Source organism: Paracoccus sp. FO-3, assembly GCF_006386455.1.
Classification (GTDB): Bacteria; Pseudomonadota; Alphaproteobacteria; order Rhodobacterales; family Rhodobacteraceae; genus Paracoccus; species Paracoccus versutus.
On the sequence record NZ_VCBQ01000021.1, the window covers coordinates 1 to 24,299 of the forward strand.

Consider the following 24,299-nt stretch of genomic DNA (forward strand, 5'->3'; position numbering starts at 1 on the left):
GCCAGCAGCAGCGTGAACAGGAAGCCGACGGTGCCCGCCGCCAGCAGCGCCGCTCGCACCGCCTCGGCCGAGGGTGCCCGGACCCACAGCACCCAGCCCGCGCCCGGCACCGCGCGCCGGGCCGAAACCTGCCCGGCCGGGATCGGCGGCAGCGGCGCAAAGCGCAACTGCGGCGCGCTGGACAGGATCACCTGCCCGGCCGCGTCCGTGACCAGCGTGGTCTCGGCCGCCTGCGCCCAGCCCTGCTCCATCGCGTCGAATTCCACCTTCACCACGATGACGCCCAGGGGCTCGCCCATCTGCGGCACGTCGTGGGACAGGTAGAGCCCCGGCCGCCGGCTGACGGTGCCAAGCGCGAATTGGGTCGCCTCGCCGCGAAGCAGCGCCTCGCTGAAATAGCTGCGAAAGCTGTAGTCCGAGCCGACGAAACTGTCGGGATCGTGCCAGTTCGAGGCGGCGATGGCGACGCCGTCGCGATCGAGCAGATAGATCACCGCGCTGCTGGTCTGCTCCTGCAACCGTTCCAGCTTTTGCGACACGCGCGAGACATTGGCCGGCGACGGCTCGGCCAGTGCCTGCAGCACGGCGGCATCGTCGGACAGGACCGTGGCCACGGCGCGCTGCTTGGCCAGCACGCTTTCCAGCGTCTGCACCCGGCTTTGCGCGCTGATCTCCAGCCGCTCGGTCAGGGCGCGGGCGGCATTGCCATGGGCCAGCCGAAAGGCCAGCGCCAAGGCCGCCAGCATGGCCAGCGCCACGGTCGCCGCGACCAGCAGCCGCCACAGCATCGGGCCGGGCCTTGCGCCTTGCGAATCGGTTGTGGCGGCCATGCTTCCCCTGGCGGACGGACGTTGTGCGGGTTTCCACACTAGCAGATCCGCCCTGTGTGGAAAACCACACGGATTTGCTCGGCCGCTGGCGACAAAAAGCCATGATTACAACGCATTGCTGTCATGCGCCCGGTTTTTTGGCGCCAGGGCCCGCGAATTTATCATGGCGGTCACATCACCGTCATACGCAGGTTGGAGGAGGCCCCATGCACATCGACACCACGGCCGCGCCGGTCGCTCACGCACCGCGGCCCTTTTACAGACATCTCTATTTCCAGGTTCTGTGCGCCATCGCCGCCGGCGCGCTGATCGGGCATTTCTATCCCGAAACGGGCGAGGCGCTGAAGCCCCTGGGCGACGCCTTCATCAAGCTGGTCAAGATGATCATCGCCCCGGTCATCTTCCTGACCATCGTCACCGGCCTTGCCGGCATGGGCACGCTGAAGGGCGTGGGCTCGGTCGTCGGCAAGGCTTTCGGCTATTTCCTGACCTTCTCGACCCTGGCGCTGATCGTCGGGCTGATCACCGCCAACGTCATCCGCCCCGGCGCCGGCATGAACATCGACCCGGCGACGCTGGATGCCAGCAAGGTCGCGGACTATGCCGCCAAGGCGCATGACTCCTCGCTGACCGGGTTTGTCATGGACATCATCCCGTCCACGATGACCTCGGCCTTCGTCGAGGGCAACATCCTGCAAGTCCTGTTCATCGCCATCCTGTTCGGCATCGGCCTGATCCTGATCGGCGACAAGGGCAAGCCGGTCGTGGCGCTGTTCGAGGCGATCAGCCACGCCGTCTTCCGCATGGTCGACATCCTGATGAAGGCCGCGCCCATTGGTGCCTTCGGGGCCTTCGCCTTTACCATCGGCAAATACGGCATCGCCTCGGTGGTGAACCTGGCGACGCTGGTCGGCACCTTCTACCTGACCTCGGCGCTGTTCGTCGTCGTGATCCTGGGCACGGTCTGCATGCTCAACGGCTTTTCCATCTTCCGGCTGATCTCCTATCTCAAGGCCGAGATCCTGCTGGTGCTGGGCACCTCCTCCTCGGAATCGGCACTGCCCTCGCTGATGGAGAAGATGGAGAAGGCCGGCTGCAAGCGCTCCGTCGTCGGGCTGGTCGTGCCCACCGGCTACAGCTTCAACCTGGACGGCACCAACATCTACATGACGCTGGCGGCGCTGTTCATCGCCCAGGCGACGAATACCGACCTGACGCTGCAACAGCAGATCCTGCTGCTGCTGGTCGCCATGCTGTCGTCGAAGGGCGCGGCGGGCGTCACCGGGGCGGGCTTCATCACCCTGGCCGCGACGCTGTCGGTGGTGCCGACCGTGCCGGTCGCCGGCATGGCGCTGATCCTGGGCGTGGACCGCTTCATGTCGGAATGCCGCTCGATCACCAATTTCATCGGCAATGCGGTGGCGACCGTGGTCGTCAGCCGCTGGGAAGGCGCGCTGGACCGCGACCAGTTCGACCGCGTGCTGGCCGGCGAGGCGGGGGGCCAGGTCGCCCCGATCCACGACCTGCACGGCGCCCCCGCCGGGCTGCGCCTGAACGAGGCCAGCGCCGACTGACCCGCCGCGACTGCAACAAGGGGCGCCCCGCCGCGGGCGCCCTTTTTCCGTTCAGGGCGGCGGGGCCGTCGTCTCGCGCAGCATCAGCCGCGGCGCCAGCAGGGTCACGGGGGGGATCTCGCGCCCGGCGATGCGGTCCAGGATGATCCGCGCCGCCTTGCGGCCGATCTCGCGCTTGGGCTGGCGGATGGTGGTCAGCGCCGGGGACAGGTGCGAGACCAGCTCGATGTCGTCGAAGCCGACGATGGACAGGTCGCGCGGCACATGATGCCCTGCGCGCTGAAGCCCGGACATGAAGGCGCAGGCCATCTCGTCGGAAAAGGCAAAGATCCCGGTCGGCCGGTCGGCCGGTGCCAGCGCCTGCCAGGCCAGCGCCGCCTGCTGGCCGGATTGCATGGTGAAGTCGCCGGGAAACTCGGTGATCCGCGCCCCGCCCGCGGCCTCATGCGCGCCCTGCCGGCGCGCCTTGTGCAGCACGTTGCCGGGCGGGCCGCCGATCACGCCGATATGGGCGTGGCCAAGCGCGCGCAGATGCGCAACGGCCAGCCGCCCGCCCTCGCGATTGTCCAGCATCACGCGGGGCAGGTCAGCGCCCTCGATCCATTCGCAGGCGGTGACGACCGGCGGCAGGTCCGCCCGCCCCGCCAGGTCGCCAAAGGGCGCCAGCCCGTCCAGCAGGATGATCCCGTCCGCGCGCGAGGGGTCCAGGAAACGGTCCAGCCGGGTATGGCGGCCGCTGTCCTCCAGCGTGTCGGCGACCAGCAGGTCATAGCCGGCGGCGGCCAGTTCGCGCCCCATCCCGTCCAGGATCTTGGCAAAGAAGGGATTGCCCAGGTTCGGCACCAGCGCCACGACGCAGCCGGTCCGCTGCTTGCGCAGGTTCCGCGCGGCGTGGTTCATGCGATAGCCGGTCTCGGCCACGGCCTGCATCACCGCCTCGCGCGTGGCCTTGGCCACCACCGCCGGATTGGACAGCACCCGGCTGACGGTCGAGGCCGACACGCCCGCGCGCCTTGCGACATCCGACAATCTGGCCCGTCCGGGCGGGATCTGGCTTTCCATCGCCAAAGGTTACGCGCCCCGCGCGATGCGGTGCAAGAAAATGTTTGCAATCGATTGCAGAGCGGTGCAGCCTGACCCTTGGGGAGAGAGGGGATCATGCAGACCATCAAGGGACCGGCGCTGTTTCTGGCGCAGTTCATCGGCGATACGGCGCCTTTCGACAGCTGGGACGGCATCACCCGCTGGGCGGCCGATTGCGGCTATCTGGGCGTGCAGGTGCCGACCAGCGACCCGCGCATGCTGGACCTGGCGCGGGCCGGGGAGTCGCAGGACTACCGCGACGAATTCCTGGGCATCGCCCGGCAGAACGGCGTCGAAGTGACCGAGCTTTCGACGCATCTGCAAGGCCAGCTCGTCGCCGTGCATCCGGCCTATGACGCCGGTTTCGACGCCTTCGCGCCGCCGGCCCTGCGCGGCAATCCCCCCGCGCGGCAGGAATGGGCGGTCGATCAGGTCGCCCGCGCCATCCGGGTCAGCCGGCTGCTGGGCCTGGACCGGATGGCGACGTTCTCGGGCGCCCTGGCCTGGCCCTACCTCTACCCCTGGCCGCAGCGCGCGCCGGGGCTTGTCGAGGCGGCGTTCGACACGCTGGCCGCGCGCTGGCGCCCGCTGCTGGACCTGGCCGAGGATCACGGCATCGACCTTTGCTATGAGATCCATCCGGGCGAGGATCTGCATGACGGCGCGACCTTCGAGATGTTCCTGGACCGGATCGGCGGCCACGCGCGGGCGAACATGCTTTACGATCCCTCGCATTATGTCCTGCAACAGCTTGATTACCTTCAGAACATCGACCTCTATCACGACCGCATCCGCATGTTCCACGTCAAGGATGCCGAGTTCCGCCCGACCGGCCGGCAGGGCGTCTATGGCGGCTATCAGCCCTGGGCGGATCGCGCCGGCCGCTTCCGCAGCCCCGGCGACGGGCAGGTCGATTTCCGCAGCGTGTTTTCCAAGCTGACGCAATACGGTTTCGACGGCTGGGCGGTGGTCGAATGGGAATGCGCGCTGAAACACCCCGAGGACGGAGCACGGGAAGGCGCGCGTTTCGTGCGCGACCATGTCATCCGCGTGACACCCCATGCCTTCGACGATTTCGCCGCCAGCCGCGTGGACCGCGCGGCCATCGACAGGGCGCTGGGGCTATGAGGCCGGTTCGCCTGGGCATGGTCGGCGGCGGCAGCGGCGCCTTTATCGGCGCCATCCACCGCATCGCCGCGCGCATGGACGGGCGCTTCGCGCTGGTCGCGGGCGCGCTGTCCTCGGACCCTGCCCGCGCGGCGGCCAGCGCGGCCGAGCTGGGCATCCGCAGCTATGGCGATTTCGCCGAGATGGCGCGGGCCGAGGCGGCGCGCGAGGACGGGATCGAGGCGGTCAGCATCGTCACCCCGAACCACCTGCATGCCGCCCCCGCCGCAGCCTTCCTGCGCGCCGGCATCCATGTGATCTGCGACAAGCCGCTGGCGGCCACGCCCGAACAGGCGCACGAGATCGCCGAGGCCGCGCAGGCCAGCGGTGCGCGGTTTTTCCTGACCCACAACTACTGCGCCATGCCCATGGTGCGCGAGGCTCGCGCGCTGGTGGCCGAGGGCGCGTTGGGCGACATCCGGGTGGTGCAGGCCGAATATCTGCAAGGCTGGCTGGCCGACCCGGCCAAGGGCAAGCAGGCCGAATGGCGCACCGATCCCGCCCGCGCCGGGGCCGGCGCCATCGGCGACATCGGCACCCATGCCTGGCAGCTTGCGCAATTCGTCACCGGCCAGACGCCCGCGTCCCTGTCGGCGGAACTCTCCAGCATGGTGCCGGGCCGCGCGGTCGACGACGATGCCCGCATCGCGCTGCGCTACGGCTCGGGCACGCGGGGCGGCATCTGGGTCAGCCAGGTCGCCGTCGGCCAGGAAAACGGGCTGTCGCTGCGGGTCTTTGGCACCAAGGCGGCGCTGGAATGGCGCCTGCCCGACCCCGAGCGGCTGATCCTGTCGCCCAAGGACGGCCCGGCCCGCGTCCTGACGCGGGCGCAGGACCGCAGCGCCTCATATCGCACCCCGCCCGGCCACCCCGAGGGCTACCTGGAAGGTTTCGCCAATCTATACCGTGATATAGCGTCGATCATTCAAGGAGATTCCAGCCTTGCAGACCGCGTGCCGGGGCTGGATGCCGGGCTGTCGGGCATGGGTTTCATCGCCGCCGCACAGGCGTCCTCGGCACGGGGCGGCGCATGGGTCGAGGTCGGGCCATGACCGTTCTGGCGCTCGACAACGTCTCGAAACGCTTCGGCCCGATCAAGGTCCTGCACGGCGTCGACCTGGCGCTGGAGCCGGGCGAGGTCCATGCCCTGATCGGCGAGAACGGCGCCGGCAAATCCACCATCATGAAGATCCTGGGCGGTTTCCTGGACCCGACCTCGGGCCAGGTGCTGCTGGACGGCCAGCCCGTCCGCTTCGCCAGCGGCCCCGAGGCCGAGGCGCAGGGCATCGTCGTCATCCACCAGGAGTTCAACCTTGCCCCCGACCTGACCGTGGCGGCGAACGTGTTCCTGGGGCGCGAACCCGGCGGCTGGCGGCTGGACCATGCCGCCATGCGGGACGCCACCGCCGCGCTGCTCAAGCGGCTGGACACCCGCATCGACCCCGATGCGCGCATCCGCGACCTGTCCGTGCCCGACCGCCAGATGGTCGAGATCGCCAAGGCCCTGTCGCGCAAGGCCCGCGTGCTGATCATGGACGAACCCAGCGCCGTGCTGACCCATCGCGAGGTCGGCTCGCTTTACCAGCAGATCGACCGGCTTCGGGCCGAGGGGGTGGCGATCCTTTACTGCTCGCACCGGCTGGAGGAGGTGGCGCATCTGGCCGACCGCATCACCGTGCTGCGCGACGGCCGCGTGGTGCGCCAGGCGCTGCGCGGCGAGCTGACCGAGGACGGCATGGCCACCGCCATGGTCGGGCGCGAGTTGCAGGATTTCTACCCGCCCAAGGGCCAGCCGGGCGACGCGCCTGCGCTGGAGGTGCGGGGTCTTTCGGTGCCCGGCCGGGTCCGCGACGTCAGCTTTACCCTGCGCCGCGGCGAGGTGCTGGGCATCGCCGGCCTCGTCGGCTCGGGGCGCACCGAACTGGCCGAGGGGCTGGTCGGCCTGCGCGCATCGCAGGGCGAGATCCGGGTCGAGGGCCGGCCGGTCGCCATCCGCAGCCTGCGCGACGCCTTTGCCGCCGGCCTCGCCTATCTGACCGAGGACCGCAAGGAAGCCGGCCTGCTGCTCGACAAGGGGCTGCGCGAGAACCTGACGCTGGCCACGCTGGAGCGCTTCGGCACCTGGCGGCTGGACACCAAGGCCGAGGACGCCGCGCTGGACAGCGCCACGCGCGAATTCGACATCCGCGCCCCACGCCGCGACATGCCGGCCGGAAAGCTTTCCGGCGGAAACCAGCAGAAACTGTTGCTGGCCAAGGTTATGCTCCCAGATCCTCGAATCATTCTTATCGATGAGCCGACGCGCGGCATCGACGTGGGCACCAAGCGCCAGATCTATGCCTTCATCCGCAAGCTCGCCGCCGAGGGCCGCAGCCTGATCGTCATCAGCAGCGAGATGACCGAGGTGATCGGCCTTGCCGACCGCGTGCTGGTCATGCGCGAGGGGCGGCTGGCCGGCGAACTCGACGGCGAGGACATGACCGAAGACCGCATCGTCCGCCTGGCCATGGGTGTGACCGGAGAAGCCGCATGAAACTCGACCTGCATACCCTTGGCCCGCTTGTCGCCCTGGTCGCCCTGGTGATCCTGGGCGCGGTCCTGAACAGCGCCTTCCTGGCGCCGGCGAACATCACCAACGTGCTGGCGCGCTCGGCCTTCATCGGGCTGATCGCGGTCGGCATGACCTTCGTCATCACCGCGGGCGGGCTGGACCTGTCTGTGGGGTCCATGGCCGCCTTTCTGGCCGGGATCACCATCATCGCCATGAACGCCGCCCTGCCCGGCCTGGGCAGCAACTGGGGCACGATCCTGCTGGGCATGGGCGTCGCGGTCCTGGGCGGCATCGCCGCGGGCTACCTGAACGGCGCGCTTGTCACCAAGGCGCGGATCGAGCCCTTCATCGTCACGCTGGGCACCATGGGCATCTTCCGCTCGCTGGTGACATGGCTGGCCGACGGCGGCACGCTGAGCCTCGACTACGGGCTGCGCACGCTCTACCGGCCGGTCTATTACGGCGGCATCGGCTGGATCACCTGGCCGATCATCGTCTTTGCCATCGTCGCGGTCCTGGGCGAATGGACCATGCGCCATTCCCGCTTTGGCCGACATGTCGAGGCCATCGGCTCGAACGACCGCGTCGCGCGCTATTCGGCCATCGACGTGAACCGGATGCGGCTTCTGACCTATGTGCTGCTGGGCGTGCTGGTCGGGCTGGCCGTGGTGCTTTACGTGCCGCGCCTCGGCTCGGCCTCGGGCTCGACCGGGGTTCTGTGGGAGCTTGAGGCCATCGCCGCGGTCATCATCGGCGGCACGGCGCTGAAAGGCGGGCGCGGCCGGGTCTGGGGCACGGTGGTCGGCGTGCTGATCCTGTCGCTGATCGACAACATCCTGAATCTGGCCGACCTGGTCAGCCCCTATCTGAACGGGGCGATCCAGGGGGTCATCATCGTTCTTGCTGTCGTCTTGCAGCGGGAGAAACGCACCGCCGAGGAGCGGTGACTGGGGAGGAAGCAACAGATGAAACGCAGAAGCCTGATGAAAGCCGCCGCGCTGATGGCCGCGATGGGGATCGCCGCCCCCGCCGTCGCGCAGGAGGCCGAGAAGAAGATCATCGGCGTGTCGATCCCGTCGGCCACGCATGGGTTCATGGGCGGGCTGAACTGGCACGCGCAGGACACGATCAAGCGGCTGGGCGCAACCTATCCCAACCTTGAATTCGTGCTGTCCACCGCCGGCGATCCGGCCAAGCAGGTCAACGACATCGAGGACATGATGGCCACGCGCAACATCGACGCACTGGTGGTGCTGCCCTTCGAATCCGAGCCGCTGACCGCCCCGGTCAAGGCGGTCAAGGATGCGGGCAAGTTCGTCACCGTGGTGGACCGCGGGCTGAGCCAGGAAGGGATCGAGGATCTTTACGTCGCCGGCGACAACACCGCCTTCGGCCGCGTGGCGGGGGAATATTTCAAGGGAAACCTTGAGCCCGGCGCCAAGATCGTGGTGCTGCGCGGCATCCCGACCACGCTGGACAACGAGCGCGTCGATGCCTTCCGCGCCGCGCTGGAGGGCTCCGAGGTCGAGATCCTGGACATGCAGCACGGCAACTGGAACCGCGACGACGCCTTTGCGGTGATGCAGGACTACCTGGCGAAATACCCGCAGATCGACGCGGTCTGGGCCGCCGACGACGACATGGCCATCGGCGTGCTCGAGGCGATCTCGGCCGCGAACCGCCAGGACGAGATGTGGGTGATCGGCGGCGCCGGCATGAAGGAGATCGTCAAGCGCATCATGGAGGGCGACAAGCAGCTGCCGGTGAACGTGACCTATCCGCCGGCGCTGATTTCCTCGGCCATCGAGATGACGGCGCTGAACTTCGTGTCGAACGCGCCGATGACCGGGCGCTTCATCATCGGCAGCCAGTTGATCACGCCCGAGAACGCCGAGCAGTTCTATTATCCCGACAGCCCGTTCTGAACGGGCCGCCCGCGCAGCCCCCTTGCCTCGGCGGGGCTGCGTCCGGCGATGCGATCAGGCCACGCGGGCCCCCTGCACCCAGGCGCCGCGCAGCGCGGCGCCGCGGCCGATGCGGGCGACACGGATCACGTCGGCCCGCGTGCCGGGGGCAAGCCGGCCGCGGTCGGCCAGCCCGGTCGCCTGGGCCGGGCCCTGGGTCACGGTGGCGATGCCGCGCGCCATGTCCCCCCACAGATCGCCCAGCAGCAGCGCCGCCGACAGCAGCGACGAAGGCACGTAGTCCGAGGACAGGATGTCCAGAAGCCCCGCCTCGGCCAGGTCCGCCGCCGCGACATTGCCCGAATGGCTGCCGCCGCGGATCAGGTTCGGCGCCCCCATCATCACCCGGATGCCGTGGTCGCGGCAGGCGCGCGCGGCTTCGGCCGTGGTCGGGAACTCGGCGAAATGCGCACCATGCCCGGCCGAGACCGCGACCTGCGCCGCCGTGGTGTCGTCATGGCTGGCCAGCACCGCGCCATAGCGCCGCGCCTCGGCCACCGCCGTTTCCTCGTGCACCGCGCCCAGCCTTTCGCGCAGGGCGCGCTGGCTGGCGACATGGTCGGCAAAGCCTTCGTCCGACAGGCCGTGCTTGCCGCAGACGTAATCCTTGAGCTTGGAGATGTCGCGGAACTGCCGCTCTCCGGGCGTGTGGTCCATCAGGCTGACGATGCCGATGCGGTCCTGGGGACCGAACTTGGCCATCTCGGCCACCAGGGTTTCGGAACAGACCTCGGCCCGCAGGTGCAGGTAATGGCTGATCTTCAGCGCGCCCATGGCGCGCAGCTCCAGGATCTCGTCGGCCAGGGCGCGGGCATATTCGCCGTAATTCGCCTTGCCGTCCGACACGACCGACCCCACGCGCAGCGCGTCGAAGACCGTGGTGATGCCCACGCTGGCCAGTTCGCCGTCATGGGCCAGGATCGCCGCCTGATGCGGCCAATGCACGCGGGGGCGGGGCTGGATATGGCGCTCCAGATTGTCGGTATGCAGCTCGATCAGCCCCGGCATCACCAGATCGCCGCCGCAATCCACCGCGCCCTGGGGCACGGTCGCGCCATGGTCGATGGCGCTGATGCGGCCATCGGCCATGCGCAGCGCCCCGCGGATCACCTCGCGGGGCAGAACGAGCGTGGCGTTTGCAAGGATCGTCTCGGTCATCTTCTGTCGTCCTGTCTTGCGTCCGGGTCCATGGACGGGCTGAATGCCAGCGCCGTGTCACAAGCCTGTGACACGCCAGCGATAAGAGCCTGCGCATGGACATGATGAAGCGTTACGCCGTCTATTACGCCCCGCCCGAGGGCGCATTCGCCAGCCGCGCCAGCGCCTGGCTGGGCTGGGATGCCGCCGCGGGCCAGCCGCTGGACCCGCCCGACCTGGGCCTGCCGGCCGCCGAGATCACCCGCGATCCGCGCAAATACGGCTTTCATGGCACGCTGAAGCCGCCCTTCCGGCTGGCCGAGGGCCGGGATGCCGACGAATTGCACCGCGCCGTGGCGGGGCTGGCCCGGCGGCTTTCGCCCGTCACCCTGCCTGGCCTGCGGCTCGCCAGCCTGGGCGGTTTCCTGGCGCTGGTGCCCGAGGGCGACGCAGCACCGCTGCAAGCCCTGGCCGCGACGGTGGTGGCGGCGCTCGACGGCCTGCGCGCGCCCCTGACCGAGGCCGAGATCGCCCGCCGCCGCCCCGATCGCCTGACCCCGCGCCAGCGCGAATTGCTGCGGCTTTGGGGCTATCCCTATGTCATGGAGGAATTCCGTTTCCACCTGACCCTGACCGACCGGCTGGAGGAACCGCTGGCCACCCAGGCGGCGCAGATCCTGGATGCGCATTTCGCCCCGGTCCTGCCCCGGCCCTTTCGCATCGCCGACCTGTGCCTGTTCGGCGAGGCCGAGGACGGGCGCTTTCGCCTGCTGCATCGCTATACCCTTTCCGGCTGAAGCGCGGCCAGAAAGCGCGCGAGCCCCTGTTCGGGCGTGCCGTCGTTCACCACCACCCGCGGCACGATGCCCGGCGGCAGCGGAAAGCCCGCCCGCGCCAGCCGCGCCGCCTGGTCCGCGCCGCTTTCGCGCCCGCGCCCGGCCAGCCGCCGCGCCAGCACCTCGGGCGGCGCCGTCACCAGCAGCACCGCCAGGTCGGGGAACCGCGCCTGCGCCTCGGCCAGCACGGCGCGGCTGGCGTTGATGAGCAGCGTGCCCTGCCCGGCCAAGGCCTCGGCCGGGATGCCGTAGCCCAGCCCATGCGCGCGCCAATGCAGGGCGAATGCGCCGGCCTGCCGGCGGGCGGCAAACTCGGCCTCGGTCACGCCCTCGAAATCCTCGCCGCCGGCCTCGGCCGGGCGGGTAACGACGCGGCGGGCGGCGCGGATGTCGGGCCGCGCGGCGCAGGCCAGCGCCATCAGCGTGTCCTTGCCCGCGCCCGAGGGGCCGACCACGGCAACCAGCCGCCGGCTCATGCTGCCAGCCCCGGCGTGAAGCCGGTCACGTCGACCAGCCGGTCGCAGACCCGGTCCCGCGCGCGCTCGTCGTGAAAGATGCCCAGGATCGCCGCGCCGCGGGCCTTGGCCTCCTGGATCAGGCACAGCACCACCTCGCGGTTCTGCGCATCCAGGCTGGCGGTCGGCTCGTCCAGCAGCAGGGCCGGATAGTCATGGGCAAAGCCGCGGGCGATGTTCACGCGCTGCTGCTCGCCGCCCGAGAAGGTGGTGGGCGACAGCCGCCACAGCCGCTCGGGGATGTTCAGCCGCGCCAGCAGATCGGCGGCGCGCGCCCGCGCCGCCTGGGGGGCGATGCCCAGCCGCAACAGCGGCTCGGCCACAACCTCCAGCGTGGGCACGCGCGGCACGACGCGCAGGAACTGGCTGACATGGCCCAGGACCGCGCGGCGCAGCGCCAGGATCTGGCGCGGCTCAGCCGTGACCACGTCGACCCCGCCGATGCGGATCGACCCGCCCCCGGCCAGGTAGTTGCCATAGACCATGCGCATCAGCGTCGATTTCCCGGCGCCCGAGCGGCCGACCAGCCCGACGCATTCGCCAGGGCCCACGCGCAGATGCCCGCCCGCCATCACCGGGATCGCCACCCCGCCCTGGTTGTGCAGGGTAAAGCTTTTCGAAAGGTTCCGGATCTCGATCATGGTTCACACCTGCAGGACAGAGGACACGAGAAGCTGGGTATAGGCGTGCTGGGGATCGTCCAGCACCTGGTCGGTCAGCCCGGTTTCCACCACCCTGCCCGACTTCATCACCATCAGCCGGTCGGCGAGCAGCCGCACCACCGCCAGGTCATGGGTGACGATCACCACCGACAGGCCAAGGTCGCGCACCAGCCCGCGCAGCAGGTCCAGCAGCCGCGCCTGCACGCTGACGTCAAGCCCGCCGGTGGGTTCGTCCATGAACACCAGCCGCGGCCCCGTCACCAGGTTGCGCGCGATCTGCAAGCGCTGCTGCATGCCCCCGGAAAAGGCCGAGGGGCGGTCGTCGATGCGGTCCGCCGCGATCTCGACCCGGCCCAGCCAGTCGGTGGCGCTGTCGCGGATGGCGGCATAGTTGCGCGCGCCCACGGCCATCAGCCGCTCGCCGACATTGCCGCCGGCGGAAACGCCCATGCGCAGCCCGTCGCGCGGGTTCTGGTGGACATACGCCCAGTCGCCGCGCAAGAGCCGGCGCCGCTCGGCTTCCGAGAATGCCAGCACATCGGCACCGTCGAACAGGATCCGCCCCTGGTCCGGGCGCTGGTGCCCGGCCAGGCAGGACAGCAGCGTCGATTTCCCCGAGCCGCTTTCGCCGACGATGCCCAGCACCTCGCCGGGGTAAAGGTCGAAGCCGACATCGGCGCAGCCGATCCGCGGGCCGTAGCGTTTCGTCAAGCCCTGCACCGACAGCAGCGGTGCGGCGGTGATGGCGTTCTGCATCAGGGTCATGGCGCGTCTCCTTGCGGCGACAGGCGGCCGCGATGCCCCTGCGCCTGGCGCGCGGCGCAGAAATCGGTGTCGGAACAGACGAACATGCGCGTGCCGCGGTCGTCGGTGATGACCTCGTCCAGATAGCTGCTGCCCGAGCCGCACAGGTCGCATGCGTGATCGGCCTTGGAGGCCGTGAAGGGGTGGTCCTCGAAATCCAGGCTGACCACATCGGAATAAGGCGGCAGGGCATAGATCCGCGCCTCGCGCCCGGCGCCGAACAGCTGGATCGCCGGATTGCCGGCCAGCTTCGGGTTGTCGAACTTCGGGATCGGCGAAGGGTCCATGACATAGCGCCCCTCGACCCTGACCGGATAGGCATAGGCGGTCGCGATCTCGCCATGCCGGGCGATGTCCTCGTAAAGCTTGACGTGCATCAGCCCGTATTCCTCAAGCTCGTGCATCTTGCGCGTCTCGGTCTCGCGCGGTTCCAGGAAGCGCAGGGGTTCGGGGATCGGCACCTGGTAGACCAGGATCTGCCCCTCGGCCAGCGGCTGTTCGGGGATGCGGTGGCGGGTCTGGATCACCGTGGCGTCAGTCGTGCGCTCGGTGGTTGCGACCCCCGCCGTGCGCTGGAAGAAGCGGCGGATCGACACCGCGTTGGTGGTGTCGTCGGCGCCCTGGTCGATGACCTTCAGCCGGTCGTCCGGGGTCAGGCAGGCCGCCGTCACCTGCACGCCGCCGGTGCCCCAGCCATAGGGCATCGGCATCTCGCGGCTGGCGAAGGGCACCTGGTAGCCGGGGATCGCCAGCGCCTTCAACAGCGCGCGGCGGATCATCCGCTTGGTCTGTTCGTCCAGATAGGCGAAATTATAGGCTTGGTCGGTCATTCCGCCGCCTCCTGCATCTGCATCGCCTCGCGCCGCATGCGCCGGACCAGTTCCAGTTCGGCCTGGAAATCGACGTAATGCGGCAGCTTGATATGTTCGAGGAAACCCGTCGACTGGATGTTGTCGCAATGGCTTAGCACGAATTCCTCATCCTGGGCCGGGGCGCCGGTGAAATCCTCGCCCAGTTCCTGCCAGCGCAGGGCGCGGTCCACCAGCGACATGGAAATCGCCTTGCGCTCGGACTGGCCCATGACCAGGCCATAGCCGCGGGTGAATTGCGGCGGCTCGGTGCGGGAGCCCTTGAACTGGTTCACCGTGTCGCATTCGGTCAGCTCGACCTCGCCGATCTCGACGGCAAAGCCCAGCTCGGGCAGATCGACCTGAACCGCGACGCGGCCGATGCGCAATTCACCGACGAAGGCATGGGTGCGGCCGTAGCCGCGCTGCGTCGAATAGGCCAGCGACAGGGTGAACCCCTCGTCCGCCCGCGCCAGCGCCTGCAGGCGCAGCGCGCGCGAGGCCGGCAGTTCCAGCGGCTGGCGCGTCAGGTCGGGGGCGGGCGTGTCGTCCGCCGGCTGCCCCTCGATCAGCCCGTCGCGGTCCAGCAGGCCGGTGACATGCGGCACCGGCTCGTCCCGCGCAGGCGCCTGGGGCGCGGGCGGCGCCTCGCCCTCGGCGGCCAGCGCGAAATCCAGCAGGCGGTGGGTATAGTCGAAGGTCGGCCCCAGCACCTGCCCGCCCGGCAGATCCTTGAAGGTGGCCGAGACGCGGCGATCGACCGCCATCGCCGCCGTGTCGACCGGGCGCGAGGCGCCGAAACGCGGCAAGGTGGTGCGATAGGCGCGGATCAGGAACACCGCCTCGATCAGGTCGCCGCGCGCCTGCTTGATCGCGAGCGCGGCCAGGTCGGGATCGTAGAGCGAGCCCTCGGCCATCACCCGGTTCACCGCCAGCGCCATCTGCTCGCGGATCTGGGCCACGGTCAGCTCGGGGATGGCGGGGTCGCCGCGGCGTTCCTCGGCCAGCCAGGCATGGGCGGCGTCGATGGCGCGCTCGCCCCCTTTGACGGCGACATACATCAGGCGTCCTCCACGATGGTGCTGCGCGGCAGGGCGGCAAGGCGCGCGCCGCAGGTCAGGATGCAATCGAAGCCCAGCGGGAACAGCGCCCGGTTGGCGCGGAAGGCGGCGGTCTCGGGCAGGGACAGCCGCGCCTCGGTTTCGATGCCGGGACCGGTCAGGCAGGCGCCCTCGGGCTCCAGCCGGTCCATCTCGACGATCAGCGTGGCCGAGCGGTCGGGATAGGACGGCTCGCCGATGCGGAAGCGGCCGATGGGGTGCAGCGCCTGCCATGTGCCAAGCGCGAATTGCGCCTGTTCGGCCGCGACCAGCGGGGCGCCGGTGTGAAAGCCGATCCAGCCCCGCAGCGCCTCGCAATCCGCCGCACCCGCCAGATGCAGAGGCGTGGTGGCATCGGTCAGGGTCAAGAGCGCCACCCCGGCCGCGACCGAGAGGGGCGCGGGCGGCCGGGCGCCCTCGACGGCAAGGATGCGGCCGGGGCGCGCCATGGCCTCCAGGAGAGCGCGGAAGGCATGGGCGGATTGGGTCGAGGGGTCGGCGAAGCCGCCGGTCAGGATGGCGTTCATGCGTCCTCTCCGCGCAGCATGGTGAAGAATTCGACGCGGGTCGCGGCGGCCTTGGCGGCGCGGCTGGCGCGGGCCTGGGCGGCCTCGGCCCGCAGGGGGGCCAGCACCTGCGCCTCGATCCGCGGCGCGGCCCCGGTCTGCATCAGCGCATCGGCCAGGGCGGCGCGGGCGGCATGGGCCTTGTCGCGGCCCTGCACGCAGGCATGGCCCACCGCGCCCTCGGCCAGCCGGACCGAGCAGCGGGTCACGGTCATCTCGCCCAGGTTGAAGGGCGCGCCGGTGCCGCCGATGCGGCCCTGCACCATGACGGTGCCGATTTCGGGCGCGCGCAGCATCTCATGCGCAGGCAGGTCGGAGAGCAGCGCCGCCAGCCGCCCCGGCGGCGCCTTGGCCAAGGCCGAGATCCAGTTGCGGCGCAGGGCGGTTTCAGATGGGGATGGTTGGGACATTCCGGGCCTCGACAAGCTTGCGGGTTTGTCTAGATTCCTATACAACTAGACAAGTGATAGCCCGCCCGCCGATTCTGCTCAAGGGGCGGCATCGTGAATTTTTGGTGACGGAGGCGACATGGCCCGCAGTCCGATCTGGAAATCCATCGCCGACACGTTGGCGGCCGAGATCGCCGAGGGGCATTACCGCCCCGGCGACAAGCTGCCCTCCGAGGCGGTGCTGGCCGCGCGGTTCGGCGTCAACCGCCATACCCTGCGCCATGCGCTGGCGGCGCTGGCCGAGGCGGGGACGCTGCGCTCGCGCCGCGGCGCCGGGGTCTTCGTCGCGGCGCGGCCCACGGATTACCCGCTGGGCCTGCGGGTGCGGTTTCACCAGAACATCACCGCCTCGGGACGCACGCCCTCGCGCCGGCTGACGCTGGCCGAGACGCGCGCCGCCAATGCCGAAGAGGCCGAGGCGCTGCACCTTGCCCCCGGCAGCCCGGTGCATGTGGTCGAGGGCGTGTCGCTGGTCGATGGCCAGCCGGTGGCGGCGTTCCGCTCGGTCTTCGATGCCGGGCGTTTCCCGGAACTGCTGCGGCATGTGGCGGCGATCCCTTCGGTCACGGCGGCGCTGGCGGAATGCGGGCTCAAGGACTACACCCGCGCCTCGACCCGGCTGACGGCAGAGCTTGCGCCCGCGGTGATGGCGCTGGCGCTGGAGGTGGCTGAGGGCGCGCCGGTGCTGCGCTCGGTCGCGGTGAACGTGGATGCGGGCGGCGTGCCGGTCGAATACGGCACCACCTGGTTCGCCGGCGACCGGGTGACGCTGACCCTGCGCCCCGAGGACGGCGGCCAGGGCGTCGGCACCTTGCCGTCCACCGGAAAGGCCCCGCGCAACTCATAGCCGCCCGCCAGCCCATGCGATGGGCAGGCCGCCGCGAACGCAGTCCCCGGCGGCGGAGATTTGCAGCGGCTGCGCCAGCCCTGCGCTTGCTCTGCAACGGGCTCGATCGATTGCCCCTAGCCCACGGCCCGGCGGTAAAGGTGCCATGTTGCGTGGCCGAGGATCGGCAGCACGATGATCAGCCCGGCAAAAAGCGGGATCATCCCCAGCACCAGCGCGCCGGCGACGATCAGCCCCCAAAGCGCCGTCGCGCCAGGGTTGCGGCGCGCGACGGCAAGCGAGGTCGCCAGCGCCACCGGCACCCCCACCGGGCGGTCGATCAGCATCGGGAACGACACCAGGCTGACGCACAGCACCACGGCGGCAAAGACGAAGCCGACGCCGATCCCGGCAAGGATCATCGCCCAGCCCGCGCCGGTGGTGAAGCTGTCGCGCAGCAGGACGAGCAGGCTGTCATAGGGCCCCGGCCCCAGGGTGACGACCCAGATCGCATGCGCGGCAAGCAGCCAGCAGGCGAAGATCACCGCGAGCAGCAAGCCCAGCATCAGCACCGGCCCAAGCACCCGGCCGGTCAGCGTCGCCAGCACCGCGCCCCAATTCGTATCCTCGCCCCGCTCGCGCCGCCGGCTCATCTCGTAAAGGCCGATCGCCGCGACAGGTCCGATCAAGGGAAAGCCCGCGGCCAGCGGGAACAGCAGATGCACCTGCCCCGCGTTGAACGCCCAGGCGGCAAGGACGAAGCCGATCACCGGATAGAGCGCCACCGCGGTGATCACGTCGGTGCGCAGCGCGGCGAAGTCCTCGACGCCCTTGCGAAGCGCCGCGCGGATGTCGCCCCAGCCGATCTGGTTGACCGTGGGCACGGCTCTTTCGTGGCTGCCGATCCCGTCCACCGCCGCCCCGGCGCTGCGGCCTATGCCGGCCAGCCTCTGCGCGCTCCAGCTCAGCGGGTTTCCAATCGTCTCTCGGTGCATGGCTGCATCCTCCCTTCCTGGAGGGCCCGCGATAGGGCGAGGCGTCAGCCGGGGAATCCGGCCCCCCGCCCGCGAACATGCCGGGCCGAACCGTCCTCGACGGATAGTCTAGCAGATACAGCGCAAGGTTGCACTCGGGGAATCGCGTGCCTTGTCCCTTGCCGCCACCCCGTCGCCGAGGGAGAGGCCGCCGCGCTCAGGGCATGGTGTCCATGGCGACCTGCCGCCGCACCGGGCGAAAGGCGGCCTGACGGCGGGTGCAGGATCGGATGGCGGTCGCTCGCCCAGGCACGGCAGCGCGTGGGCCGGCGGCGTCATCCCTGAGAAACCGGCTGACGCCGAGGCCGAATTCGGGATGACGTTGCCGCCCCTGCTCCTTCAGGCACCGCATGGGGCTGCGGTCAGAAAGTCCTTCAAGGCGATGTCGAAGCGCGGCGCCGATTCCCGGTTCACGATATGCCGCCCCGGCAGGGACAGGTGACGCCCGCAGCGCACCGCTTTGGCGATCATGGCCAGTTCGGCGGGCGGGCAGACCGGATCGTCGTCGCCGGAAATCGCCAGCAGCGGATTGGCGATCTGGGGAAGGCGGTCGCGAAGATCCGCGCTGGCAAGCGCGGCGCAGCATCCCACATAGCCATCGACCGAGGTGGCGGCGAAACCGTCCAGGATCGCCTTGACCGTGGCAGGATGGGTCGCGCGAAAGCCGGGCGTGAACCAGCGTTCCGCAGTCGCGGGAACAAGACCGCCAAGGCCGTTTGCCCGGACCTCGTCGATGCGGGCATGCCAGCTTTCGGCGGTGCCGATCCGGGCGGCCGTCGCGCAAAGAACCATGCGCCCAAGCCGCGCGCCGGCGTGGATGCCCAGCCATTGCCCGGTCAGCCCGCCGATGGACAGGCCGCAGAAATGGCTGCGCCTGATGGACAGCGCGTCCCACAGCGCGATCACGTCGCCGCCCAGATCGGCCAGGCCATAGGGCGGCACCGGCGCGCCGGACCTGCCATGGCCGCGGCGATCATAGCGCAGGATGCGGAAATCCTGGGAAAGGCTGGCGACCTGGGCGTCCCACATGTGCAGGTCGGTGCCCAGGGAATTGCAGAAGGTCAGCCATGGCTTCTTCCCTGCCGCGCCGTCGATGCAATAGTGAAGCCGGTGGGTGGGCAGGTCCAGATAGGGCATGGTCGGCCTTTCATGCGGATTTGGACGCGCGGCCGGAACCGCGCGCCTGTTTGCGGTGATGCTCAGGCGGCGGCAAGCCGCGTCGCGTCGCGGGCGCGCCCGTTGGCAAGCGCAAAGACCAGCATCGCCAGGGCCGAGAGCGCCGCCGGGATCGCGAAGAGCATGAAGTTCTGCTCCAGCGGCAGTTCCCGCGCCAGCAGCACCCCGCCCAGCGTCGGCCCGACGATGGCGCCGATCCGGCCCACGCCCGAGGCCCAGCCAAGGCCCGTCGAACGGACCGACAGGTTGTAAAGCTGCGCCACGCTGGCATAAAGCAGGATCTGCGTGCCGATAGTCGTCGCACCCGCGACGAAGACCAGCAGGAACAAGAGCCCCGGCGCCGGGTTGAAGCCGATCAGCGCAATCGAGACCGCCGCCGCGGCAAAGAAGCCCACCACGACCTTGGGCAGGCCGAAGCGGTCGCCCAGGCGTCCGCCCATGATCGCCCCCGCCATGCCGCCGAAGTTCAGCGAGAACAGCGACAGCAGGCTGGCCCGTTCGGCATAGCCGGCCTCTTGCAGCACCTTGGGCAGCCAGGACGACAGCAGATAGACCAGCAGCAGGCAGCAGAAGAAGGACAGCCACAGCATCAGCGTGCGCAGCGTCCGGCCGTGGCGGAACAGCTCCGCCACCGATGCCGATGCGCCCTTGGCCTCGGCAAAGACCAGCCGGTCCTCGGGGGCCAGCGGCGTGGCCGGGTCGATGCGGGCAAAGATGCGCCGCGCCTCGTCCTGCTTGCCCTGGCGGATCAGGAAGCCCAGCGATTCCGGCAGTTTCCACAGGACCAGCGGCAACATCAGCAGCGGCACGGCGGCGATGAAGAACATCGGCCTCCAGCCGAAGCTGGGGATCAGGCCGATGCCCAGGCCCGCCGCGACCATGCCGCCGACCGAATAGCCCGAAAACATCAGCGCGACCATGGTGCCGCGCAACCGCCTGGGCGCATATTCGTTCATCAGCGCCACCGCGTTCGGCATCAGCCCGCCGCAGCCCAGGCCCGCGATGAAGCGGAAGACCTTGAACTGCTCGGGCGAGTTGGCAAAGCCCGTCAGCACGGTGGCCGAGGTGAACAGCACGAAGCTGATCGCCACCCCCTTCTTGCGGCCGATCCGGTCGGCCAGCGGGCCAAGGATCAGGGCGCCGAACATCATCCCGAACAGCGCCCAGGCCTGCAGCGCGCCCGCCTGCGGCTTGGTCAGCCCCCATTCCGCGATCAGTGTGGGCAGCACCGTGCCCGCCACGAACACGTCGTATCCATCGACCACCAGCAGCGCGCCGCAAAGCGCGACCACCCTCCATTGAAAGCTGCCGAACGGGCCTTGGTCGATGGCCTCGTTCACGTCTATGCTGCGCATTCCTTGTCTCCTCCCTGTCTCGTCGTTGAAATCGCGGTCAGCCGCTGTCGCCCCCCGCGACGGGCAGGACCGAGCCGGTGATGTAGGACGCCTCGTCCGAGGCCAGGAACAGGATCGGCGCGGCCTGTTCGTCGATGCTGCCGTAGCGGCGCATGAAGGCGGATTGCCTGACCTGGTCCACGACCTCGGCCATCCAGCGCCGTTCGTCGGCGCTGTCGCCATCGGCATTGCGCGGGACGCGGCGCGGCGGCGCCTCGGTCCCGCCGGGGGCGGTCGCCACCACGCGGATGTTCTGCGCCGCCATCTCCATCGCCAGGGATTGCGTGATCGCGTTGACGCCGCCCTTGGCCGCCGAATAGGGCACGCGGTGGATGCCGCGCGTCGCGTTCGACGAAACGTTGACGATGGTGCCGCCGCCGCGCGCCAGCAGATGCGGCAGGACCGCATGGCAGCAATACAGCGTCGGCATCAGCGACCGGCGGATCTCGGCGTCGATCTGGGCCGGTTCGAATTCGGCAAAGGGCCGCATCCGTATGGCGCCGCCGACATTGTTGATCAGGATGTCGATGCCGCCGAAGGTGCGGGCCGCATGGCGCATCGCCGCATCGGCGCCGTCCCAGGTTTCCAGGTCGGCGGTGAAGGCCGCGGCACTGCCGCCCGCTTCCGCCGCCACCTCGGCCACGAAATCGGCACGGTCCACGAAGAGCACCCGCCCCCCTTCGGCCGCCGCGCGCAGGGCGACGGCGCGGCCGATGCCCTGCGCGGCCCCGGTCACGACCAGCACCTTGCCCGCAAAGCGACCGGCAAAGACGGCCCCGCTCATGCGATGGCCTTCAGCGGCGCGTTGGGGGTGAACTTCTCGTAATGGAAGCTGGCGGGCTGTACGCCCTGCCCGTCCAGGTAATGCCGCACGGCATCGACCATGGGCGGGGGTCCGCAAAGATAGACATCGACCCCGCCGGCGGCCAGCATGTCCTCGGGCATGTGCTGCGTCACCCAGCCCCTGCGGGGATGGCCGGATGCGGGATCCGCCACCACGGTCGCAAAGGTGAAGTTCGGTAGGCGGCCGGCATAGGCGGCCAGCTCATCGACCAGCACCAGATCCTGATCGCGCGTCACGCCATAGACCAGGTGGATCTGGCGCCGCGACCCGGCCCGCGCCAGAACCTCCAGCATCGACAGGAAGGGCGCCAGGCCGGTGCCGCCCGCCAGGAACAGCAGCGGGCCGTCGCCGTCGCGCAGGTAGAAGCTGCCCATCGGCCCGGTCAGGTCCAGCCGGTCGCCCGGCTTCGCGCGCGCCAGCCAGTTGCCCATCAGCCCGCCGGGGATCTTCTTGATCAGGAAGCCCAGGCTGCGCCCGCCCGGAGCGGAGCTGAAGGAATAGGACCGATGATCGCCGCTGCCCGGCACGGCGATGTTGACATATTGCCCCGGCAGGAAGGCGGGCGCCTGCGCCTCGTCGTCCACCGCCAGCTCCAGCACCACGGCGGCGTCCTGATGCGGCTCGATCCGGGTCACGGTGGCGGCGAAGACCTGCTGGCCGGTCTTGCAGGCCAGCGAGGTCGTCGGCACCGACAGCACGCAATCCGAGGACGGCACCATCTGGCAGGTCAGGACCAGCCCCTCGGCGGCCTCGTCCTCGGTCAGGGCGTCGTCGATATAGTCGTCGCCCATGTCATAGGCGCCGCTTTCGGCGCGGCACTTGCAGGTGCCGCAAACACCGTCCGAACAGTCCATCGGCAGGTTGATCTTGTTGCGGAACGCGGCGTCGAGAACCTTCTCGCCCGGCTTGCAATCGACGAAGCGGGTGATCCCGTCCTCGAAATTCAATGCGATGCGATAGCACATGGTCGCCTCCTCCTTGCGGTTGTGCTGGGACGGGTCAGACGTGGTAGACGTCGATGACCTGGCGGATGTAGTCGTTCTTCAGGACGATCTTCTTGGCGGCGATGACCAGCCCGCCGCCGTCCCTGCGCAGGGTCACGAAGATGGTGCCGAAGAACTGGTCGGTGACCTTGTAGCGGTGGTTCAGCGTGTGGAAGTTGTAGCGCACGTCCACCTCGGAGCCGCGGTCCTCGACCACCTCGACGTTCAGGACGGCGTGGCTGGTGCGCGGCTCGGGGGTGGATGCGCCCGAACGCTCGGTCTTGATGCGAAAGACGCGATCCTCCAGCCCCTCGCGGTTCGGGTAGTAGATCAGCGAGATCTGGGATTGCGGATCCTCGGTGATCTGGTCGTTGTCGTCCCAGGCGGGCATCCAGTAGGGCGCATCGGGGGCATAGCAGGTCAGCCATTCGTCCCATTGTCGGTCGTCGAGCAGGCGCGCCTCGCGATAGAGGAAGGCGCAAATGGCATTGTAGTCCAGGCGGGTTGCGGTGTGATCCAGGCTCATGCCGCCTCTCCCTGCTTCTCGGCCGCGAGCGCGCTGCGCATGACCTCGGCCCAGTATTCGTGCTGGCAGACGAAAAGCCCCTCGTCCTCGCTGCGTTCGCCCGACAGCAGCGGCTTCAGCCCCATGCGCCGGGCATTCTCGTCCGGCCCGTCGATCCACAGCGGCGCGCCGCGCGACATGTCGTTCCACAGCGCCAGCGTGCCGGCGTAAGCGGTCTGGCAGGCGCGGAATTCCTCGAGATCGTCCGAGGTGCCCATGCCCGAGACGTTGAAGAAATCCTCGTATTGGCGGATGCGGTGGGCGCGGTCCTCGGCGGACTCGCCCTTGGGGGCGAAGCAGAAGATGGTGACTTCGGTCTTGTCCACGCCCAGCGGGCGCACGACGCGGATCTGGGTGCTGAACTGGTCCATCAGGAACACGTTCGGATAGAGGCACAGGTTCCGGGTCTGGTTGACGATGAAGCCGGCCTTCTCCTCGCCCAGGCGGGCGGCGATTTCCTCGCGGCGGTTCCAGACCGGGCGGACCTCGGGGTTCCTGGTGTTGGTCCACAGCAGGATATGGCCGTTCTCGAAGCCATAGACGCCGGCGACCGACTTCGACCAGCTGTTGGCATCGACCGCCTTGGTGCCGGTCTCGCTGCGCCGGTCCATGGTGGTGGCATAGTTCCAATGCACCGAGCTGACATGGTAGCCGTCGCAGCCGTTCTCCATCTGCAGCTTCCAGTTGCCGTCGTAGATGTAGGAGGAATTGCCGCGCAGCACCTCCAGCCCCTCGGGGGCCTGGTCGACGATCTGGTCGATGATGACCTTGGTCTCGCCCAGGAAATCCTCGAGCGAGGCCACATCGGGATTGAGGCTGCCGAACAGGAAGCCGCGATAGCTTTCGAAGCGCGCCACGCGGGTCAGGTCGTGCGAGCCGTCCTTGCCGAACTGCTCGGGATATTGCGTGGTCTTGGCGTCCTTGACCTTCAGAAGCTTGCCGGTGTTCGAAAAGGTCCAGCCGTGGAACGGACAGGTGAAGCTGCCCTTGTTGCCCTGCTTGCGGCGGCACAGCATCGCGCCCTTGTGGGCGCAGGCGTTGATGACCGCGTTCAGCGCGCCGGTCTTGTCACGGGTGATGACGATGGGCTGGCGACCGATCCAGGTGGTGTAATAGTCGTTGATTTCGGGGATCTGGCTTTCATGCGCCAGATAGACCCAGTTGCCTTCGAAGATGTGCTTCATTTCCAGCGCGAACAGATCTTCGTTGGTGAAGATGTCGCGGCGGCAGCGGTAGAGGCCGGCCTCCTTGTCGTCCTGCACGGCAACGGCCAGCAGTTGTTCCAGATCGCGTGCCTTTTCGATGATCGCGGACATGAGTTCTCTCCCCAGGGGGAGGCACGTTTCGCGCGCCAGCCCCTGCCAATGTCGGTGATGAAAGGTGGGTTCGGG

Annotated in this window: 25 protein-coding genes; 8 read left to right on the forward strand and 17 right to left on the reverse strand. The window is 69.2% G+C overall.

Annotated elements, in window-relative coordinates; genetic code table 11:
* Positions 1 to 830, reverse strand: an 830-nt coding sequence (locus tag FE811_RS07995; protein WP_255469690.1) for a cache domain-containing protein, incomplete at its 3' end; no start/stop codon positions are given.
* A 206-nt stretch (positions 831 to 1,036) separates the two neighbouring features.
* Between FE811_RS07995 and FE811_RS08000 the strand changes: the two genes are divergently transcribed.
* Positions 1,037 to 2,404, forward strand: a complete 1,368-nt coding sequence (locus FE811_RS08000; protein WP_140847011.1) for a dicarboxylate/amino acid:cation symporter — start codon at positions 1,037 to 1,039, stop codon at positions 2,402 to 2,404.
* 51 nt (positions 2,405 to 2,455) lie between these two features.
* On the opposite strand, the gene FE811_RS08005 is transcribed toward FE811_RS08000, so the two are convergent.
* Positions 2,456 to 3,466 (reverse strand): LacI family DNA-binding transcriptional regulator, encoded by a 1,011-nt coding sequence (locus tag FE811_RS08005; protein ID WP_140847014.1) that lies wholly within the window; start codon positions 3,464 to 3,466, stop codon positions 2,456 to 2,458.
* Between the two features lie 96 nt (positions 3,467 to 3,562).
* Here FE811_RS08005 and FE811_RS08010 point away from each other — a divergent pair, with 96 nt between their 5' ends.
* From FE811_RS08010 to FE811_RS08030, 5 genes are read left to right on the forward strand one after another with little or no spacing between them, the layout of a single operon-like run.
* Entirely contained in the window at positions 3,563 to 4,615 is a 1,053-nt protein-coding gene (locus FE811_RS08010) for a sugar phosphate isomerase/epimerase (protein WP_140847017.1), read from the forward strand.
* Positions 4,612 to 5,706: a Gfo/Idh/MocA family protein gene (locus tag FE811_RS08015; protein WP_140847020.1), complete on the forward strand. Its 1,095-nt coding sequence runs from the start codon at positions 4,612 to 4,614 to the stop codon at positions 5,704 to 5,706. Before FE811_RS08010 ends, FE811_RS08015 begins: the two co-directional genes overlap by 4 nt.
* Positions 5,703 to 7,187 carry a sugar ABC transporter ATP-binding protein gene (locus FE811_RS08020; protein WP_140847022.1) on the forward strand — a complete coding sequence of 495 codons (1,485 nt, stop codon included), beginning with the start codon at positions 5,703 to 5,705 and terminating at the stop codon, positions 7,185 to 7,187. Before FE811_RS08015 ends, FE811_RS08020 begins: the two co-directional genes overlap by 4 nt.
* On the forward strand, positions 7,184 to 8,152 hold the full coding sequence (locus tag FE811_RS08025; protein ID WP_140847025.1) for an ABC transporter permease: 969 nt from the start codon (positions 7,184 to 7,186) through the stop codon (positions 8,150 to 8,152). Before FE811_RS08020 ends, FE811_RS08025 begins: the two co-directional genes overlap by 4 nt.
* A gap of 18 nt (positions 8,153 to 8,170) precedes the next feature.
* Positions 8,171 to 9,130, forward strand: coding sequence for an ABC transporter substrate-binding protein (locus FE811_RS08030; protein ID WP_072462644.1), 960 nt, complete (start codon positions 8,171 to 8,173; stop codon positions 9,128 to 9,130).
* Positions 9,131 to 9,184: 54 nt separating this feature from the next.
* On the opposite strand, the gene FE811_RS08035 is transcribed toward FE811_RS08030, so the two are convergent.
* Positions 9,185 to 10,327 (reverse strand): alpha-D-ribose 1-methylphosphonate 5-triphosphate diphosphatase, encoded by a 1,143-nt coding sequence (locus tag FE811_RS08035; protein ID WP_140847028.1) that lies wholly within the window; start codon positions 10,325 to 10,327, stop codon positions 9,185 to 9,187.
* Positions 10,328 to 10,422: 95 nt separating this feature from the next.
* Here FE811_RS08035 and FE811_RS08040 point away from each other — a divergent pair, with 95 nt between their 5' ends.
* Positions 10,423 to 11,103: a DUF1045 domain-containing protein gene (locus FE811_RS08040; protein WP_140847030.1), complete on the forward strand. Its 681-nt coding sequence runs from the start codon at positions 10,423 to 10,425 to the stop codon at positions 11,101 to 11,103.
* Here FE811_RS08040 and phnN read toward each other — a convergent pair.
* From phnN to phnG, 7 genes are read right to left on the reverse strand one after another with little or no spacing between them, the layout of a single operon-like run.
* Entirely contained in the window at positions 11,085 to 11,618 is a 534-nt protein-coding gene (gene phnN / locus FE811_RS08045) for a phosphonate metabolism protein/1,5-bisphosphokinase (PRPP-forming) PhnN (RefSeq protein WP_140847033.1), read from the reverse strand. The two genes, FE811_RS08040 and phnN, sit on opposite strands and share 19 nt — an antisense overlap.
* Positions 11,615 to 12,298 (reverse strand): phosphonate C-P lyase system protein PhnL, encoded by a 684-nt coding sequence (gene phnL, locus FE811_RS08050; RefSeq protein WP_140847036.1) that lies wholly within the window; start codon positions 12,296 to 12,298, stop codon positions 11,615 to 11,617. Before phnL ends, phnN begins: the two co-directional genes overlap by 4 nt.
* Positions 12,299 to 12,301: 3 nt before the next feature.
* A complete protein-coding gene (gene phnK, locus FE811_RS08055; RefSeq protein ID WP_036755308.1) occupies positions 12,302 to 13,084 on the reverse strand; it encodes a phosphonate C-P lyase system protein PhnK in 783 nt (260 codons plus the stop codon).
* The gene (locus tag FE811_RS08060) at positions 13,081 to 13,953 is read right to left on the reverse strand and encodes an alpha-D-ribose 1-methylphosphonate 5-phosphate C-P-lyase PhnJ (RefSeq protein ID WP_140847041.1); all 873 of its coding nucleotides are present in this window, start codon (positions 13,951 to 13,953) and stop codon (positions 13,081 to 13,083) included. Before FE811_RS08060 ends, phnK begins: the two co-directional genes overlap by 4 nt.
* Positions 13,950 to 15,032, reverse strand: coding sequence for a carbon-phosphorus lyase complex subunit PhnI (locus FE811_RS08065; protein WP_140847044.1), 1,083 nt, complete (start codon positions 15,030 to 15,032; stop codon positions 13,950 to 13,952). The genes FE811_RS08060 and FE811_RS08065 overlap by 4 nt, the downstream gene beginning before the upstream one ends.
* On the reverse strand, positions 15,032 to 15,598 hold the full coding sequence (gene phnH / locus FE811_RS08070; RefSeq protein ID WP_140847046.1) for a phosphonate C-P lyase system protein PhnH: 567 nt from the start codon (positions 15,596 to 15,598) through the stop codon (positions 15,032 to 15,034). Before phnH ends, FE811_RS08065 begins: the two co-directional genes overlap by 1 nt.
* Positions 15,595 to 16,047: a phosphonate C-P lyase system protein PhnG gene (phnG, locus tag FE811_RS08075; protein WP_140847051.1), complete on the reverse strand. Its 453-nt coding sequence runs from the start codon at positions 16,045 to 16,047 to the stop codon at positions 15,595 to 15,597. The genes phnH and phnG overlap by 4 nt, the downstream gene beginning before the upstream one ends.
* Before the next feature lie 118 nt (positions 16,048 to 16,165).
* Between phnG and phnF the strand changes: the two genes are divergently transcribed.
* A complete protein-coding gene (phnF, locus tag FE811_RS08080; protein WP_140847054.1) occupies positions 16,166 to 16,933 on the forward strand; it encodes a phosphonate metabolism transcriptional regulator PhnF in 768 nt (255 codons plus the stop codon).
* Positions 16,934 to 17,049: 116 nt separating this feature from the next.
* Here the strand turns inward: phnF and FE811_RS08085 are convergent, their stop codons facing one another.
* The 7 genes from FE811_RS08085 to FE811_RS08115 form a co-directional block, all read right to left on the reverse strand.
* On the reverse strand, positions 17,050 to 17,907 hold the full coding sequence (locus tag FE811_RS08085; protein WP_140847057.1) for a DUF2189 domain-containing protein: 858 nt from the start codon (positions 17,905 to 17,907) through the stop codon (positions 17,050 to 17,052).
* A gap of 378 nt (positions 17,908 to 18,285) precedes the next feature.
* Positions 18,286 to 19,083 (reverse strand): 3-oxoadipate enol-lactonase, encoded by a 798-nt coding sequence (gene pcaD / locus FE811_RS08090; RefSeq protein ID WP_140847060.1) that lies wholly within the window; start codon positions 19,081 to 19,083, stop codon positions 18,286 to 18,288.
* Between the two features lie 62 nt (positions 19,084 to 19,145).
* Positions 19,146 to 20,477: an aromatic acid/H+ symport family MFS transporter gene (locus tag FE811_RS08095; protein ID WP_140847085.1), complete on the reverse strand. Its 1,332-nt coding sequence runs from the start codon at positions 20,475 to 20,477 to the stop codon at positions 19,146 to 19,148.
* A 37-nt stretch (positions 20,478 to 20,514) separates the two neighbouring features.
* Positions 20,515 to 21,300 (reverse strand): benzoate diol dehydrogenase BenD, encoded by a 786-nt coding sequence (benD, locus tag FE811_RS08100; protein ID WP_140847088.1) that lies wholly within the window; start codon positions 21,298 to 21,300, stop codon positions 20,515 to 20,517.
* On the reverse strand, positions 21,297 to 22,325 hold the full coding sequence (benC, locus tag FE811_RS08105; RefSeq protein WP_140847091.1) for a benzoate 1,2-dioxygenase electron transfer component BenC: 1,029 nt from the start codon (positions 22,323 to 22,325) through the stop codon (positions 21,297 to 21,299). Before benC ends, benD begins: the two co-directional genes overlap by 4 nt.
* A gap of 34 nt (positions 22,326 to 22,359) precedes the next feature.
* A complete protein-coding gene (gene benB / locus FE811_RS08110; RefSeq protein WP_140847094.1) occupies positions 22,360 to 22,869 on the reverse strand; it encodes a benzoate 1,2-dioxygenase small subunit in 510 nt (169 codons plus the stop codon).
* A complete protein-coding gene (locus tag FE811_RS08115) occupies positions 22,866 to 24,224 on the reverse strand; it encodes a Rieske 2Fe-2S domain-containing protein (RefSeq protein WP_140847096.1) in 1,359 nt (452 codons plus the stop codon). The genes benB and FE811_RS08115 overlap by 4 nt, the downstream gene beginning before the upstream one ends.
* Positions 24,225 to 24,299: the final 75 nt, after the last annotated feature.

What these genes read in the sequence shown, in the direction of transcription:
- phnF (WP_140847054.1), top strand. Translation starts at nt 16,166, where the DNA reads ATGGCCCGCAGTCCGATCTGGAAATCCATCGCCGACACGTTGGCGGCC.
- FE811_RS08000 (WP_140847011.1), top strand. Translation starts at nt 1,037, where the DNA reads ATGCACATCGACACCACGGCCGCGCCGGTCGCTCACGCACCGCGGCCC.
- FE811_RS08065 (WP_140847044.1), bottom strand. Translation starts at nt 15,032, where the DNA reads ATGTATGTCGCCGTCAAAGGGGGCGAGCGCGCCATCGACGCCGCCCAT.
- FE811_RS08035 (WP_140847028.1), bottom strand. Translation starts at nt 10,327, where the DNA reads ATGACCGAGACGATCCTTGCAAACGCCACGCTCGTTCTGCCCCGCGAG.
- phnK (WP_036755308.1), bottom strand. Translation starts at nt 13,084, where the DNA reads ATGACCCTGATGCAGAACGCCATCACCGCCGCACCGCTGCTGTCGGTG.
- benD (WP_140847088.1), bottom strand. Translation starts at nt 21,300, where the DNA reads ATGAGCGGGGCCGTCTTTGCCGGTCGCTTTGCGGGCAAGGTGCTGGTC.
- FE811_RS08015 (WP_140847020.1), top strand. Translation starts at nt 4,612, where the DNA reads ATGAGGCCGGTTCGCCTGGGCATGGTCGGCGGCGGCAGCGGCGCCTTT.
- FE811_RS08085 (WP_140847057.1), bottom strand. Translation starts at nt 17,907, where the DNA reads ATGCACCGAGAGACGATTGGAAACCCGCTGAGCTGGAGCGCGCAGAGG.
- FE811_RS08060 (WP_140847041.1), bottom strand. Translation starts at nt 13,953, where the DNA reads ATGACCGACCAAGCCTATAATTTCGCCTATCTGGACGAACAGACCAAG.
- FE811_RS08030 (WP_072462644.1), top strand. Translation starts at nt 8,171, where the DNA reads ATGAAACGCAGAAGCCTGATGAAAGCCGCCGCGCTGATGGCCGCGATG.
- benC (WP_140847091.1), bottom strand. Translation starts at nt 22,325, where the DNA reads ATGTGCTATCGCATCGCATTGAATTTCGAGGACGGGATCACCCGCTTC.
- phnH (WP_140847046.1), bottom strand. Translation starts at nt 15,598, where the DNA reads ATGAACGCCATCCTGACCGGCGGCTTCGCCGACCCCTCGACCCAATCC.
- FE811_RS08005 (WP_140847014.1), bottom strand. Translation starts at nt 3,466, where the DNA reads ATGGAAAGCCAGATCCCGCCCGGACGGGCCAGATTGTCGGATGTCGCA.
- phnG (WP_140847051.1), bottom strand. Translation starts at nt 16,047, where the DNA reads ATGTCCCAACCATCCCCATCTGAAACCGCCCTGCGCCGCAACTGGATC.
- FE811_RS08040 (WP_140847030.1), top strand. Translation starts at nt 10,423, where the DNA reads ATGGACATGATGAAGCGTTACGCCGTCTATTACGCCCCGCCCGAGGGC.
- benB (WP_140847094.1), bottom strand. Translation starts at nt 22,869, where the DNA reads ATGAGCCTGGATCACACCGCAACCCGCCTGGACTACAATGCCATTTGC.
- phnL (WP_140847036.1), bottom strand. Translation starts at nt 12,298, where the DNA reads ATGATCGAGATCCGGAACCTTTCGAAAAGCTTTACCCTGCACAACCAG.
- FE811_RS08025 (WP_140847025.1), top strand. Translation starts at nt 7,184, where the DNA reads ATGAAACTCGACCTGCATACCCTTGGCCCGCTTGTCGCCCTGGTCGCC.
- FE811_RS08010 (WP_140847017.1), top strand. Translation starts at nt 3,563, where the DNA reads ATGCAGACCATCAAGGGACCGGCGCTGTTTCTGGCGCAGTTCATCGGC.
- FE811_RS08020 (WP_140847022.1), top strand. Translation starts at nt 5,703, where the DNA reads ATGACCGTTCTGGCGCTCGACAACGTCTCGAAACGCTTCGGCCCGATC.
- FE811_RS08095 (WP_140847085.1), bottom strand. Translation starts at nt 20,477, where the DNA reads ATGCGCAGCATAGACGTGAACGAGGCCATCGACCAAGGCCCGTTCGGC.
- pcaD (WP_140847060.1), bottom strand. Translation starts at nt 19,083, where the DNA reads ATGCCCTATCTGGACCTGCCCACCCACCGGCTTCACTATTGCATCGAC.
- phnN (WP_140847033.1), bottom strand. Translation starts at nt 11,618, where the DNA reads ATGAGCCGGCGGCTGGTTGCCGTGGTCGGCCCCTCGGGCGCGGGCAAG.
- FE811_RS08115 (WP_140847096.1), bottom strand. Translation starts at nt 24,224, where the DNA reads ATGTCCGCGATCATCGAAAAGGCACGCGATCTGGAACAACTGCTGGCC.